Here is a 12,568-nt window from a genome sequence, read left to right on the forward strand (position 1 = left end):
CGCCATGTCCCATCACGGAGTCGCCGCCGCATTCTCGGACACGGCGACGATGATCGACCGCAGCGTCCGGCTGTCCCGGCGCAACGTCGAGACGTTGTTCGTCTCGATCCTGCTCCCGCTGCTGATGATGTGCCTGTTCGTCTACGTGTTCGGTGGCGCGATCAGCACCGGCACGGAGTACATCAACTATGTCGTCCCGGGCATCCTCCTGCTCACCACCGGGTACGGCGCATCGTCGACGGCGATGGTGGTCGCGGACGACATGCACAGCGGGATGATCGATCGCCTGCGCTCGTTGCCGATTCGCAGCTTCGCCGTGCTGACCGGGCACGTTACGGCGAGTATCGCCCGTAACTCCGTGTCGACGGCGATCGTCGTCCTCGCGTCACTGGCAATGGGATTCCGGCCGTCGGCGAACGCCGGCGAATGGCTGGCCGCGATCGGCTTGCTGCTTCTCTACGTGCTCGCGTTGTCGTGGCTGGCGGCCGGTCTCGGCGTGATCGCCAAGTCGGTGGAGTCGGCCAGCACGTTGAGCTTCTTCATGTTGTTCCTGCCGTACCTGAGCAGTGCGTTCGTCCAGCCGGAGACGATGCCGTCATGGTTGCGGCCGATCAGTGAACACCAGCCGATCACGCCGGTGATCGAGACCGTGCGCAGCTTTCTGATCGGCGCACCGCTGGGGAACAACGGCTGGACCGCACTCGCGTGGTGTTGTGGTCTACTCCTGTTCTCGTTCACGTTGGCGACGTCGCTGTACCGGCGCCGAACGAGCCGCTGATCGCAAGTTACATCCCGTTGACCGAAACGTATTCGGACGTGACCCCTCGCTCGGGTTACTGTCAAGGTCCCCCCCAACGTGTGGTGGTCCCACTCCCCCCGGGACCCACACGGACAAGCGCCCCGGTCATTGACCGGGGCGCTTCGTTTTGTCAGCGTTCCAGCACATGACCGGCAGCGCGAGCAGGCCGCGGGTGCGGATCGAGTCCCGCCACCGCAGGTCACTCCGCGGTACGCCGAGATGCAGACCGGGCGCGTGATCCAGCAGCGCCTCGAGTGCGATCGCGATCTCCAACCGCGCCAACGGCGCACCGACGCAGTAGTGAATCCCGTGCCCCAGAGCGAGGTGTCCGCCAACCGCGCGATCGAAGTCCACGCGGTCCGGATCCGGAAACCGTTCCGTGTCCCGGTTCGCCGAAGAGATCCCGAGCAGCACGGTCTCCCCTGCCGGAATCACCACACCATCGATCTCCACGTCCTCGACCGGGAACCGCCTGATCGCCAGCGGCGCCGGGCCGTCGTACCGCATCAACTCCTCGACCGCGCCCGGGAGCTGCGACCGGTCCGACCGCAGCCGCTCCCACAAGACCGGCTCGTCGAGCAGTGCGAGTGTCGCGTTCCCGATCAGGTGGACGACGTTCTCGTACCCGGCGAACAGGATCAGGAAGATCAGCGAGGTCAGTTCGTCGTCGCTGAGTCGATCGTCGTCGTCCCGCGCCGCGATCAGGTCACTGACCAGGTCGTCACCCGGGACCGACCGCTTGCCCTCGATCAGTCCGGCGAAGAACCGCAGCATCGCCCCGATCGCCGCCCGCGCCTCGTCCGGCCCCGGCGGCGCGAGCATCGTGTCCGTCCACGCGCGGAAGTCGGTGCGCGCCTCCTCCGGTACGCCGAGCAGATCGCAGATCACCGTGATCGGCAGCGGCGCGGCGTACTCCGCGACCAGGTCGGCCTGCCCGCGACGTACGACGGGAGCCAGCAGTTCGTCCGCGGTACGGCGGATGGGCGCGGCCAGCGACTCGATCCGGCCGGGAGTGAAGGCGCGGGTGACGAGAGAGCGGATCCGCGTGTGGTCCGGCGGGTCCAGGTTGAGCAGGTTGGCGTCCAGGGCGGGCGGCAGGTTGAGACCGCGGTAGTTGCCTGGGAGGGCACTGCGCTTGTCGACGGACAGTCGCGGATCCGCGAGTGCCCGGCGGACGTCGTCGTACCGGGTGACGAGCCAGGAAGGGCTGCCGTCGGGGCCGGCGATGCGGTGGACGGGTCCGGATCGGCGGAGGGCGGAGTAGGCGGCGTACGGATCGCTCGGAGTGATCGTCACCGGCCCAAAAATACCGGCAGAAAAGTTTGTCGAGGTGTGTCGAATCCGGGCCCTCTTCTCCGACGTATCAGTGAGAGCGACCAAAGGAGAGGGTCAGAATGAACACCACCGCCACCACCACCGACAGCACCGTCCGCACCATGATCGTCACCATGCTGGCCGAGGGCAGCCCGGTCTGGTACGTCGCCGGCATGGTCAACATGCGAAGCCACGACGTCTATGTGATCGGCCGCGAGGCCGGCTACCCGGACAAGGCCAGACTGCGCCGGGCCGTGTGGGCCTCCAAGAACCGCACCCGCGTGCCGCAAGCCGCCTGACACCCGCTCAGGTCGCTCCACAAACACCGTCGGCCGCTGCTGTCCCCGGACAGCAGCGGCCGACGTCTGTTCTCACCGGGCGAAGCCGGCGCGCACGTCCGGACGGTTCACAATGAAGGCGACCGGCACCATGGCCAGCGCACAGACGGCCTGCATCGCCGCGAACCAGCCCGGACACAGCCCCGGGATCAGGTCGACCGCGACGATCGCGATCGGCATGACGATCGAGATGATCCGGATGCGGACGTACGCCCACCGCGCTCCGCGGGCGGCCCTGGTGAGGAGCCAGTACGCCACGAAGGACGTCACGAGAACGGCGCAGGACCGGCCCCACAGGAAGCCCGGCACCACCCGGTGGCCGGCCGCACGGTCCATGACCGTGCCGACGACCACCGCACCGAACAGGCCGTAGAGGATGACGAACCCTTTGGCCCGGTTGAACGCTTCGGACTGCTTCTGACTGGTAAGAGTTGGCATGTTCCAAACGCTAGAAACCGCAGGTGGGGCCCGGTATGTGGCTGGCCGCACGGTTGGGTGGGGCTAGCCCTACTTCTCCTCGGATCGGGCCGATTTCACGCATTCGGTGGTGCACAGTGGCAGGACCAAGCCGCAGTGAGAAAGAGGATTCAGATGTCGTGGGTTGCGAGTGCCTGCGTAGGGTTCGTCCGGTCGTGCATCGTCCTGGTGGTCAGCATGCTGGTGCCTGCTGTCTGGGCTGCGGGGGTGGCGGTGGCGATCTGGTGGCGGAGCCCGTGGACGTGGATCGTGCCGTTCGTCTGGGCCGCCCTCGGCACTCTCCTGCTGATTCGGCCGGTCGCCGGGATGGTCCGGTCGTTGCTGGCCCGGTGGACGGGCACGGTGATCCCGGGCGGGTACCGGGAGCTCGGGACAGTGACGCGGCTGTCCACGGGCTTCTGGTGGAACGGTCACTCCTACGAGAAGACGCGCCGGGACGCCGAGAAGGACCTGCGGCTGCGGGTGCGGTGGACCGATCCGGCGAACTGGCGTGATCTGAGGTGCTTGGCGATCCTCGCGGTCACCGCCGGCCTGAGCGCGGCTGTTCCGCCGGCTGGGATCGTGGCAGCCGTCCTCGGGTTCGCCCAGTCGATGCCAGTGCTCGGAGTGGCCGGACTGGTCGTGGCGGTCGCCAGTTCGCCGTACGCGTGGCGCCCGTTCGAGCCGATCGCCGTACGCTTCCTGCGTCCGACGCCGTCGATGGCTCTGGCGAACCGGGTCGACGAACTGACCGCGCAACGGGCCGACGCAACGGTTGCCCAGGCTGCAGAGATCCGGCGGATCGAGCGGGACCTGCACGACGGAGCGCAGGCGCGCCTGGTATCGCTCGGGCTGTCGCTGGCGACCGCAGAGAAGCTGATGGAGACCGATCCGCGTGCGGCCAAGGCTCTGTTGAAGGACGCCCGGGTCGGCGCAGCCACGTCGCTCTCCGAGCTCCGCGAACTGGTCCGGGGCATCAACCCGCCGGTGCTGAACGAGCGCGGTCTGGTCGACGCCGTACGTGCCCTGGCGATGGACACCCCGCTGGAGACGACCGTCAGCGCAGGCGGCCAACTGCGGCTGGATCCACCGATCGAGTCCGCCCTGTACTTCGGGATCGCCGAGCTGCTGACCAACGCGGTCAAGCACGCGCAGGCGGACCACGCGGAGATCGCGATCTCCCATGACGGCAACGGCATCGTCGTACTGATCGAGGACGACGGCCGCGGGGACGCCCGGGTCGAGGATGCGGGCGGCCTGGCGGGGCTGCGCCGGCGGCTCGCGGCGTTCGACGGCACCCTGGAGTTGACCAGCCCGGACGGCGGCCCGACTCGTGCAAGGATAACGGTGCCATGCGAATCCTTGTAGCCGAAGACCTCTACCTGCTACGGGACGGGATGGTCCGTCTGCTCGAGGCCTACGGGCACGAGGTGGTGGCGACCGCGACCACCGGCCCCGAGACCCTCGATGGACTCCGGAAGTGGAAGCCGGACGTCTCGGTGATCGACGTACGGATGCCACCGACGCAGACGGACGAGGGCCTGAAGGCCGCACTGGCCGCCCGCCGCGAGGTCCCCGGGCTCCCGGTTCTGATCCTGTCGCAGCATGTCGAGCAGCTCTATGCGCGCGAGCTCCTGACCGACGGCGCCAGCGGTGTCGGGTACCTACTCAAGGAGAGTGTGTTCGAGGCCGATCAGTTCATCGACGCACTCGAACGCGTCGCGGCCGGCGGGACGGCCCTGGATCCGGCCGTCGTCGCCAAGCTGCTTTCCAGCGGTACGTCGAGCAAGCGCCTCGACCGGCTCACCGAGCGCGAGCTGTCCGTGCTCGGCCTGATGGCCGAGGGCCTGTCCAACCAGGCGATCTGTCAACGTCTGTTCATCAGTGAGAGCGCCGTCAGCAAGTACACGACGTCCCTGTTCGGCAAGCTCGGCCTCACCGACGACGACACCAGCAACCGCCGCGTGATGGCCGTCCTCGCCTACCTCGGACTCACCGGCTCCTGAGCCCGGGTCTTCAGCTGATCCGCGAAGAAGCGTTCGACAGTGGGCAGGATCTTGCGGCCGGAGTGGGCGGCGCCTTCGACCATGTCGAAGGTGATGTCGAGGCCATGCGAGCGATAGTTCCGCTCCAGGGTGCGCAGGCGCTCGATCCGGGTGGTGCCGGTGAGTTCGGCGCCGTCCATCCAGTTGGACTCGCCCGGGTTCATGATCTCCCAGCTCTCCACGTCCTCGGAGCCGACGACGAGCTGGATCGGCACCCGGCGGAGCGCGTCGAAGTCGATCGGCTGACCGAACTTCTCCTCGAACCCCTTCGTCCCGAGCCACCACGGCAGCGTGTCGTCCAGCTGGGTGATCCGGCCGGGCGCACCGATCGACGCGGCGGCCAGACGCTCCGGGTGCAGGTAGAGGAACCGGTGCGTGAACTGCCCGCCACCGGAGAAGCCGTGCAGGTAGAACCGCTCGGCTGCCACCGGGAACCGGTCCGCCACCTCGTCCACGATCGCCAGCAGCATCCGGTCGAACCGGATCCCCTGGTACTCGATGAACTTGAAGTTGTGCAGGTCGTCCGGGTCGACCAGGCCGGCCGGGAAGATCGGCGTCAGCACCACGACCCCCTGCTCCTCGGCGAAGTCCTCGAGGTGGTTGCGGTACGTCGCTGCGGACCGGGCGGTCCCGTGCTGAACCACCACCAGCGGCGCGCGGTCGTCGTTGGTCAGCCGCTGCGGCACGTACAAGCAGTAGTGCAGCCGCGGATCCACCTGGGACGCGAAGATCGGGGTCTTGCCACGCTGGTAGACGGTCGAGGTGTTCGCCATGGACTTCCTTCGGTGAGTCTACGATGTGTTACAGAATAGGGAAGCTTGGATGATTCGTTACAGTCACTACGGGATCGGATAATACACAGATGGTCGATGAGGTAACAGGGGTTACACGGAATCCGGCGTTGGCCGACCTGCGCCGCCGGATCCGGGATCACTGGGACGAGTTCACGCCCGCGTCCCGCGCGGTCTGCCGGTCACTGTCCGAGATCTCGCCGGAGCGACTGCTCTACCTGTCCGCGCAGGAGCTCGGCCAGGCGAGCAAGACCAGCAACGCCACGGTGATCCGCACGCTGCAGTCCCTCGGGTACGCCGGTCTGGCCGAACTGAAGGACCGGGTGGCCACGCCGTTCCGATCGACGACCCGGCGGGAGGAACGGCTACGGGACCGGATGGAGGCCACCGGCGGTGACCCCAAGCATGTGTGGGACCGGGTCATCACGGAGTCGATCGAGCGGATCGAGTTCCTGAACCAGCACATGGCGATGGACAAGTACCAGGAAGCGGTCCGGCTGATGCTGGACGCCCGTGAGTTGGTGATCTACGGGTTCGGCGCGAACTACGTGGCGGCGGAGTACCTGATGCTGAAGCTGCGACGGTTCGGTCTGCGCAGCCGGTGCATCCGGACGGCCGGATTCCAGCTCGCCGACGACCTGCTCGGCATCGGGTCCGAGGACGTGGTGATCGTGATCGCACCGGGCCGGCTCATCATCGACGGCGAGGTCGTGATCGACCGGGCCAGGGCCGTCGGCGCCGGCATCATCCTGCTCAGCGAGGAGCATGTGGCCGAGCGATTGGCGGACGACGTGACGGTGGCGATCCACGTGCCGAACACGGTCACCGGGATCACCGCGGAGATGCTGACGACGATCGTCACCGCGGACGCCCTCGCGCAGGCGGTGGCGGCGGCGGACGCGGAGCGCACGCTGGAGACGTCGCACACGCTGGAGTCCCTGCGCCAGCAACTAGGTTTCTGACCGGGTTTGTTGCTCGAGGCGTGCGACTCTTCGGCGATCTCAGATTGCGACGACCGGGGCGGTGCGGTCACCGATAGCATCGACCCGGACCCATTCGACCCTGCGGAGGACTACCTGATGATCTTCATCACCGCCAAGTTCCGGGTGAAGCCGGAGCACGCCGAGAACTGGCCTTCGATCACCGCCGACTTCACCGCCGCGACGCGCGCCGAGCCCGGCTGCCTCTGGTTCGACTGGTCGCGCTCACTGGACGACGCGAACGAGTACGTCCTGGTCGAAGCCTTCGCCGACGACGACGGCGCCACCGCACACGTCACCTCCGACCACTTCAAGGCCGCCCAGCAGCACCTCCCGCCGCACCTGGTCGAGACCCCCCGCATCGTCAACTTCAAGCTCCCCCAATCCGACTGGTCCGAACTCGGCGAACTCGCCGTCAAGTAGCTCAGCCCGGCTCGACGACAACGGTGTTCCGGGCGGCTCACCGCAAATATGGTTCGCGGAGTGGCTGGGATCACCTACCGCGCTCTGGTTGGCGAGGCGGAGGGGCGTGGGCATGGCACCCAGGAACGCGACTCGGGATCAACTGGCGGGTGCGGCGCGGGCTGCGCTCGGTGGCGGGCGTCGATTGGTGGTGGTCGAGCGACTGACCGGCGGCACCACCAGGGCGTGTACCGGCTGACGATGGATGACGCGACGACGGCGATCGCCTACCTGTTGGACGAGGCCGAGAACTACTGGCCGGAGACCGACTGGGACGGCGATCTCGCGGCGCGAACCCGATCGCCCAACTGGTGTCGGTTTAGACCTGCTTGCCGGCCTCGATCCAGTTGAAGAACCGCTCGTTGATCAGCTTGGTGTCCGCTCATGCCGCCGCCGAAGTGCACGAAGTGGATCTTGACGTCGTCTCCGTAGCGGTCGACCAGCTTGCCGATCTGGTCGATGTCGGACGCCGCACCGGGCGAAGTGTGGACGTGTACGACGAGGCCGCGCTCGCGTGCTGTGCTGAAGATCTGCTCGAGTTGCGGAGCGCACTCCGGATCCTCGACAGCCCCGCCCAGCAGGAAGCTGGTCTTCAACGCGACCACGCCCGGCTCGCCAGCCAGGGCGAGCGCCGCAGTAGTGAGCTCGGCGTCCTGCGGCCGCGGCGAGACCCACAACCCGCAGCGGATCCGATCGTCCTTGGCCGCCGCCTCGATCACCAGCGGGTTGAAACCGAAGGACACCGAAGCGTCCGGCACCCCGTAGTTGGGCAGCACGAGCGCCCGCTCGGCACCCTCCCGGTCGAGGTCCTCGATCAGCTCGGCAACCGTAGCCCGGGCCAGGATGTCCGGATTGGCCGGCGGCCCGCCGTAGAACGGGAACGCAGGCATGATGCCCAGGTGGCGATGCGCGTCATTCGTCAGCTTCTCGGTCAGCCTCCGACGGTGACCGCAGAAGATTTCCTATGCAATAGCAGCCTCTACTATCCGACACAGGCGGGCTGGACCTAGAGGCTGAAGGCTATCGACCGCAGGATCAGAGCCGCGACGAACACCACGGTGAAGGCGAGGTCGATCGCCAGCCCGCCGGCCCGCAGTGGCGGCAGCCTCCGCCGTACCGGCGCGATCACCGGCTCCGTCCAGGCATGAGTCACCGAACGCACCCGGCCGGCCCGCTGACCGCCGCTCGCCAGCAAACCCGTCCAGTCCAGCACCATCCGCACGATCAGCAGCAGAATGAACGCCGTCAAGGCGTACCCGACCAGGGCTCCGATGATGCTCATGACCAATCTCCTCCGTGAGGGCCGCACCGGCCATCTCACCAGTATCAACGCCGCCGGCCACGTCGAAGTGTCCTCGTCCGCAGCTTCTTAGCTGACTATCAGGCAAACGAAGGCCCGGACCTGATGGTCCGGGCCTTCTTCGGGCCCGTTGCTTACTGCTGCGGTTCCGATGGTGCCTGGCGAGGCATCAGGGCGACGATCGGGAGGCTGAGGGCCGTAATGGCCAGAACGACGATCAGCGTGACCTTCATCGCGTGGGCCAGTCCGGAGGTCGCGGCGTGGAAGAAGACCGACGTGACCGCGGCCGAGCCGATCGCCGATGCGAGTTGCTGGATCGAACTCAGCGAGCCGCTGGCGCTGCCGGCCTCGTCAGGTGTCGCGTCGCCGAGAGCAACGGTGGGGATCGTGGTGAAGCTGAGGCCGCTGCCGATGCCGACGACGATGAACGCCGGCGCCAGCGCCCAGATGCTGAGGCTCGTACCGAAGTGATCGACCAGGACGAGGACCCAGCCGCAACCGGCGAGGGCAACCGCGAGGCCGATGACGACGAGCCTGCGGCCGAACTTGCTGACCAGGCCACCCATGGCGGCGAACGCGGCGGCGATGAGCCCCACGGTGAGCGGCACCAGGCCGAGCGAGGCGTCCCGCGGGCTGGCGTGCAGCCCTTCCTGCAGGAACAGCGACAGTACGAAGATCAGGCCGGTGCCGGCCGCGAAGACGGCCAGGCCCACGAGCATCGCGGAAGTGAAGCCCCGGTTCTTCAGCAGCGACGGCATGATCAGCGGGTGGGCCGCGGTGCGCTGACGGTAGGCGAAGGCTGCGAAGAACAGGACGCCGACGGTGATCGAGGTGACGGGGACGACGCTCCAGCCGTTGGTCGAGCCCTCGATCAGGCCGTACAGCAGCCCGATCATCGCAACCGCGAGGAGGCCGGAGCCCCAACCGTCGACGACGGTAGTGCGGTCGCCGCCGTCACGCGGCAGGATCTTGGCGGCCAGGACCAGGCCGATGCTGCCGAGGATGAGGTTGATCAGGAAGATCGGGCGCCAGGACAGACCGAACAGGTCGGCACTGATGATGAATCCGGCCAGGACCGGGCCGGCGACACTGGACAAACCGAGAACCGGGCCGAACAGCCCGAACGCCTTGGCAAGCATGTCGCGGCTGAACGCCTTCGTCATGATCGCCATGCCTTGCGGGATGAGGAGAGCCCCGAACGCACCTTGGGCAATCCGGGCGGCGATGAGCAGGGTCGGGTCAGGTGAGAACCCGGCGACTGCCGAGGCCAGGGTGAACCCGCCCATGCCGATCAGGAAAAGCCTGCGCTGGCCGAACTTGTCACCCAACCGCCCGCCGACCAGCAGCAGGACACCCATGGCGAGCATGTACGCCGGTCCCAACCACTTGATCAGACTCACACCGCCGTGGAGCTCGTCGGCGATGGTGGGCGCGGCGATGTTCGTGACGGTCGCATCGATGACATCGAGGGCGTCGGCAAGCAAAACCAGCGCCAGGATGGCCCACACCCGGTGACTGGAGCGGCGTACGACGTCTGTGGTCGGCTCCGTCAAGACAGTCATGAGGAACGTCCTTCCCTACCCAGGGGCGCCCCTCCTGGGCGGCCTCTCACCCCCACTACGAACGCCCCTGCGCCGATCCGACATCGCGCGCCCGTCGCTCACTGGAAGGGCCGTACCTCGATCTTGCGATCGCAGACCTTCGACGCCTCGGCGGCGAGCTTCAGCACCACATCCAGATCGGGGGCCTCCCACACCCAGACGCCGGCGAGGTACTCCTTCGACTCCACAAACGGCCCGTCGCTGAACACCGCCTGCTCGCCCCGGTTGTCGATGACCGTGGCCTCGTCGGTGTCCGCCAGTCCGCCCGAGAAGACCCAGTAGCCCTCGGCGATCAGCCGCTCGTTGAACACGCTGATGGCAGGCCGCCGGTCCGTGCTGCCTGGATTGCTCTTGTCATCGATCACGGAAACCAGATAACGCATCTGAAGATCATCTCCTCTGGTGTCAAGACAACGTGGTTCGGCTCACCTCTCCTACGAACCCAACCACCCCGATCCGACACCCTCCAGACGTCTTTGCAGCCGCCAAGCAAAAACGAAGGCCCGGACCTGATGGTCCGGGCCTTCTTCCGTAGTCCTCGGCCAGCTAAACCTCAACCCCGTCTACGCGCATCCAGCCCCTACCGATCGGGTCATCCCGAAGAGATTCACAGATCGCCGCCGACGTGTCACGCAACTGGTGCGAGACGAGGTCGTCAGGCGCTACGGGTCAGGGGAGGCAGCGTTGGAGGTAGCCGAGGAATGTGGCATCGGAAAGACGACAGTCCTCAAGATGGCGAAGCTACCTGACTCCCGAAAGCCGACATACGAGGCGATCCAGGACATGGCCCCGGAGCCGGAGGCTGTTGCCATCGAGATCAAGACCGACGAACGGGTCGACTCCGTTGACACCGACCGCAACCCGTTGCCGACCGAGAGAAGACACCTCCTCTCCACCCGGACGGCGACTACCCGCTCGAACTGAAGATGGCGCAGAACCGCTGGGAGCGGGCCGCCATCAGGTATGAGCGGGACCTCGGTACTCTCGTGGGCTGGTACCGCAACCCATCAGCGGCCGGCAAGAACTCACTCCGGATTGCACACAAGTCGGGGGAAGTCTGGAGGTCGGTCCAGCCGGACTTCGTGTTCGTGCACAGGAACGGCGACAACCTGCTCCCCTCCATCATCGACCCGCACAGTGCGCACCAGGGCGATGCAGCCCCCAAGTTGAAGGCGCTCGCCGAGTACGCCGACGAGCACGGCGATCAGTTCGATCGCATCATCGGGATCGGTGTCGAGAAGGGCAAGATCCTCTACGGCCTGGACTTGAAAGACTCAAAGATCAGGCAGGCGGTGTATGAGTCGCCGTCCGACTAAGACTCTATTGAGCGCCTGTATGAGAAGCACGGGACGAAGTACGCGACCATCCCCGGAGATCTCTGAGCCCACAGTTGTCGGTGCTGCTCGATGAGATCGATGACGTGATGCAGCGTCGCGACGTGACCGCGTATAGTCCGTGGGCTTAATCCACCACCTCGCGACTTCTCTCGGCTGGCGGGACGTTGCGCCGAAGAAGCATGCAAATGACTGAGACCCTGCTGTCGGGACCGAGATGAGCGAGCCGCAATTCGTCGAGACCATCTCGCAAGGGAAATTGGAGCCGCTGGCCGCTGCCGTACTGAACGCCGGGGTCCTCGACGGGGAGGTGCTCGGTGCAGCCTGGAGTCGTGATCGACGAAGCTTGGCGAGCCGATTACCGGCTCATGCCAGTACGACACGCACGCCATGGCCCCGCGTCGCAGGTCGCGCAGCAAAGCAACGCCACTGATTGAGCCGCGATGAAGCACGTTCGGTAGTGTCGTAGCGTGACGGCTGATGACGGTACGGAATCCACGCTGTGGAAGATCCATGGTGAGCGGCTGATCGATGACACCCGCCGGCTGCGGTTGAGTATCGCGTCGGTCGAGCTACCCGATGGTGTCCGGTTCGAGCAGTACGTTCTGCGGATGCCCAAGGCCGCCATGATGGTGGTGCTCGATGACAAGCAAGAGCACGTGTTGATGATGTGGCGACACCGCTTCATCATCGACCGCTGGGTCTGGGAGCTGCCAGGTGGCTATGTCGATCCTGACGAGGATCCAGCCGTGACCGCGGCGCGAGAGGTCGAGGAGGAGACTGGGTGGCGCCCGCGGAACGTCAAGCCGCTGGTGTCCCTGCAGCCCTCGGTAGGGACGACGGACGCCGAAAACCTGCTGTTCGTGTCCTACGGTGCCGACTACATCGGTGAGGCGGCGGACATCAACGAAGCGGAACGGATCGACTGGGTGCCGCTCGACTCGATCCGCGAACGCATCGACACCGGCCAGATCATCGGCGCGGCGTCCCTTGTCGGTCTGCTGCACGTGCTGGCGTTCCAGGCCGGCTGACCTCGTCCAGCGGTGACACCCCGATCTCGATCATGCTCTCGAAGAGAGCGTTGACCGGTCTGACGTTTTGGTATGGCGCTAGGTGCGTGCCGAGGTCCTGTAGATAGCTGGTGCCGC

16 protein-coding genes are annotated in these 12,568 nt (G+C 66.5%); 9 read left to right on the plus strand and 7 right to left on the minus strand.

Annotation, left to right across the window (positions count from 1 at the left end):
• Nucleotides 1-4 precede the first annotated feature (4 nt).
• Complete coding sequence (locus E0H75_RS26055; protein ID WP_131516277.1) at nucleotides 5-778, plus strand: ABC transporter permease; 774 nt, start codon at nucleotides 5-7, stop codon at nucleotides 776-778.
• Nucleotides 779-904: 126 nt separating this feature from the next.
• Here E0H75_RS26055 and E0H75_RS26060 read toward each other — a convergent pair whose 3' ends face one another.
• Complete coding sequence (locus tag E0H75_RS26060) at nucleotides 905-2,095, minus strand: cytochrome P450 family protein (RefSeq protein ID WP_202873181.1); 1,191 nt, start codon at nucleotides 2,093-2,095, stop codon at nucleotides 905-907.
• A gap of 98 nt (nucleotides 2,096-2,193) precedes the next feature.
• Between E0H75_RS26060 and E0H75_RS26065 the strand changes: the two genes are divergently transcribed.
• Nucleotides 2,194-2,412 carry a hypothetical protein gene (locus tag E0H75_RS26065; RefSeq protein WP_131516278.1) on the plus strand — a complete coding sequence of 73 codons (219 nt, stop codon included), beginning with the start codon at nucleotides 2,194-2,196 and terminating at the stop codon, nucleotides 2,410-2,412.
• Nucleotides 2,413-2,484: 72 nt separating this feature from the next.
• Here E0H75_RS26065 and E0H75_RS26070 read toward each other — a convergent pair whose 3' ends face one another.
• On the minus strand, nucleotides 2,485-2,889 hold the full coding sequence (locus E0H75_RS26070; protein WP_131516279.1) for a hypothetical protein: 405 nt from the start codon (nucleotides 2,887-2,889) through the stop codon (nucleotides 2,485-2,487).
• 153 nt (nucleotides 2,890-3,042) lie between these two features.
• On the opposite strand from E0H75_RS26070, the gene E0H75_RS26075 reads away from it, so the two are divergent.
• Both E0H75_RS26075 and E0H75_RS26080 read left to right on the plus strand, forming a co-directional pair.
• Complete coding sequence (locus E0H75_RS26075) at nucleotides 3,043-4,275, plus strand: sensor histidine kinase (RefSeq protein ID WP_131516280.1); 1,233 nt, start codon at nucleotides 3,043-3,045, stop codon at nucleotides 4,273-4,275.
• Nucleotides 4,260-4,913, plus strand: a complete 654-nt coding sequence (locus tag E0H75_RS26080; RefSeq protein WP_131516281.1) for a response regulator transcription factor — start codon at nucleotides 4,260-4,262, stop codon at nucleotides 4,911-4,913. The genes E0H75_RS26075 and E0H75_RS26080 overlap by 16 nt, the downstream gene beginning before the upstream one ends.
• On the opposite strand, the gene E0H75_RS26085 is transcribed toward E0H75_RS26080, so the two are convergent.
• The gene (locus E0H75_RS26085) at nucleotides 4,889-5,725 is read right to left on the minus strand and encodes an alpha/beta hydrolase family protein (protein WP_131516282.1); all 837 of its coding nucleotides are present in this window, start codon (nucleotides 5,723-5,725) and stop codon (nucleotides 4,889-4,891) included. The two genes, E0H75_RS26080 and E0H75_RS26085, sit on opposite strands and share 25 nt — an antisense overlap.
• A gap of 89 nt (nucleotides 5,726-5,814) precedes the next feature.
• On the opposite strand from E0H75_RS26085, the gene E0H75_RS26090 reads away from it, so the two are divergent.
• Both E0H75_RS26090 and E0H75_RS26095 read left to right on the plus strand, forming a co-directional pair.
• Nucleotides 5,815-6,705 carry a MurR/RpiR family transcriptional regulator gene (locus E0H75_RS26090; RefSeq protein ID WP_131516283.1) on the plus strand — a complete coding sequence of 297 codons (891 nt, stop codon included), beginning with the start codon at nucleotides 5,815-5,817 and terminating at the stop codon, nucleotides 6,703-6,705.
• A gap of 117 nt (nucleotides 6,706-6,822) precedes the next feature.
• Nucleotides 6,823-7,146 carry a putative quinol monooxygenase gene (locus tag E0H75_RS26095; RefSeq protein WP_131516284.1) on the plus strand — a complete coding sequence of 108 codons (324 nt, stop codon included), beginning with the start codon at nucleotides 6,823-6,825 and terminating at the stop codon, nucleotides 7,144-7,146.
• Between the two features lie 290 nt (nucleotides 7,147-7,436).
• Here E0H75_RS26095 and E0H75_RS26105 read toward each other — a convergent pair whose 3' ends face one another.
• The 4 genes from E0H75_RS26105 to E0H75_RS26120 form a co-directional block, all read right to left on the minus strand.
• The gene (locus E0H75_RS26105; protein WP_202873182.1) at nucleotides 7,437-8,075 is read right to left on the minus strand and encodes an amidohydrolase family protein; all 639 of its coding nucleotides are present in this window, start codon (nucleotides 8,073-8,075) and stop codon (nucleotides 7,437-7,439) included.
• Nucleotides 8,076-8,191: 116 nt separating this feature from the next.
• On the minus strand, nucleotides 8,192-8,467 hold the full coding sequence (locus tag E0H75_RS26110) for a YggT family protein (RefSeq protein WP_131358745.1): 276 nt from the start codon (nucleotides 8,465-8,467) through the stop codon (nucleotides 8,192-8,194).
• A gap of 152 nt (nucleotides 8,468-8,619) precedes the next feature.
• Nucleotides 8,620-10,047, minus strand: a complete 1,428-nt coding sequence (locus tag E0H75_RS26115) for an MFS transporter (protein ID WP_131516285.1) — start codon at nucleotides 10,045-10,047, stop codon at nucleotides 8,620-8,622.
• Between the two features lie 98 nt (nucleotides 10,048-10,145).
• Nucleotides 10,146-10,469 carry a YciI family protein gene (locus E0H75_RS26120; protein ID WP_131516286.1) on the minus strand — a complete coding sequence of 108 codons (324 nt, stop codon included), beginning with the start codon at nucleotides 10,467-10,469 and terminating at the stop codon, nucleotides 10,146-10,148.
• A 301-nt stretch (nucleotides 10,470-10,770) separates the two neighbouring features.
• Between E0H75_RS26120 and E0H75_RS26125 the strand changes: the two genes are divergently transcribed.
• The 3 genes from E0H75_RS26125 to E0H75_RS26135 all read left to right on the plus strand — a co-directional run bounded on the left by E0H75_RS26125 (nucleotide 10,771) and on the right by E0H75_RS26135 (nucleotide 12,451).
• Nucleotides 10,771-11,010, plus strand: a complete 240-nt coding sequence (locus E0H75_RS26125) for a hypothetical protein (RefSeq protein ID WP_131516287.1) — start codon at nucleotides 10,771-10,773, stop codon at nucleotides 11,008-11,010.
• 2 nt (nucleotides 11,011-11,012) lie between these two features.
• On the plus strand, nucleotides 11,013-11,402 hold the full coding sequence (locus E0H75_RS26130; protein WP_131516288.1) for a hypothetical protein: 390 nt from the start codon (nucleotides 11,013-11,015) through the stop codon (nucleotides 11,400-11,402).
• A 488-nt stretch (nucleotides 11,403-11,890) separates the two neighbouring features.
• On the plus strand, nucleotides 11,891-12,451 hold the full coding sequence (locus E0H75_RS26135; RefSeq protein ID WP_131516289.1) for an NUDIX hydrolase: 561 nt from the start codon (nucleotides 11,891-11,893) through the stop codon (nucleotides 12,449-12,451).
• Nucleotides 12,452-12,568 lie beyond the last annotated feature (117 nt).

The sequence above is a fragment of the Kribbella capetownensis genome, from assembly GCF_004331485.1.
Taxonomy (GTDB): Bacteria; Actinomycetota; Actinomycetes; order Propionibacteriales; family Kribbellaceae; genus Kribbella; species Kribbella capetownensis.

Bases quoted from the DNA above. Each gene is read 5' to 3' on its own strand.
- E0H75_RS26055 (WP_131516277.1), top strand. From the start codon at position 5: ATGTCCCATCACGGAGTCGCCGCCGCATTCTCGGACACGGCGACGATG.
- E0H75_RS26065 (WP_131516278.1), top strand. From the start codon at position 2,194: ATGAACACCACCGCCACCACCACCGACAGCACCGTCCGCACCATGATC.
- E0H75_RS26070 (WP_131516279.1), bottom strand. From the start codon at position 2,889: ATGCCAACTCTTACCAGTCAGAAGCAGTCCGAAGCGTTCAACCGGGCC.
- E0H75_RS26075 (WP_131516280.1), top strand. From the start codon at position 3,043: ATGTCGTGGGTTGCGAGTGCCTGCGTAGGGTTCGTCCGGTCGTGCATC.
- E0H75_RS26080 (WP_131516281.1), top strand. From the start codon at position 4,260: ATGCGAATCCTTGTAGCCGAAGACCTCTACCTGCTACGGGACGGGATG.
- E0H75_RS26085 (WP_131516282.1), bottom strand. From the start codon at position 5,725: ATGGCGAACACCTCGACCGTCTACCAGCGTGGCAAGACCCCGATCTTC.
- E0H75_RS26090 (WP_131516283.1), top strand. From the start codon at position 5,815: ATGGTCGATGAGGTAACAGGGGTTACACGGAATCCGGCGTTGGCCGAC.
- E0H75_RS26095 (WP_131516284.1), top strand. From the start codon at position 6,823: ATGATCTTCATCACCGCCAAGTTCCGGGTGAAGCCGGAGCACGCCGAG.
- E0H75_RS26105 (WP_202873182.1), bottom strand. From the start codon at position 8,075: ATGCCTGCGTTCCCGTTCTACGGCGGGCCGCCGGCCAATCCGGACATC.
- E0H75_RS26110 (WP_131358745.1), bottom strand. From the start codon at position 8,467: ATGAGCATCATCGGAGCCCTGGTCGGGTACGCCTTGACGGCGTTCATT.
- E0H75_RS26115 (WP_131516285.1), bottom strand. From the start codon at position 10,047: ATGACTGTCTTGACGGAGCCGACCACAGACGTCGTACGCCGCTCCAGT.
- E0H75_RS26120 (WP_131516286.1), bottom strand. From the start codon at position 10,469: ATGCGTTATCTGGTTTCCGTGATCGATGACAAGAGCAATCCAGGCAGC.
- E0H75_RS26130 (WP_131516288.1), top strand. From the start codon at position 11,013: ATGGCGCAGAACCGCTGGGAGCGGGCCGCCATCAGGTATGAGCGGGAC.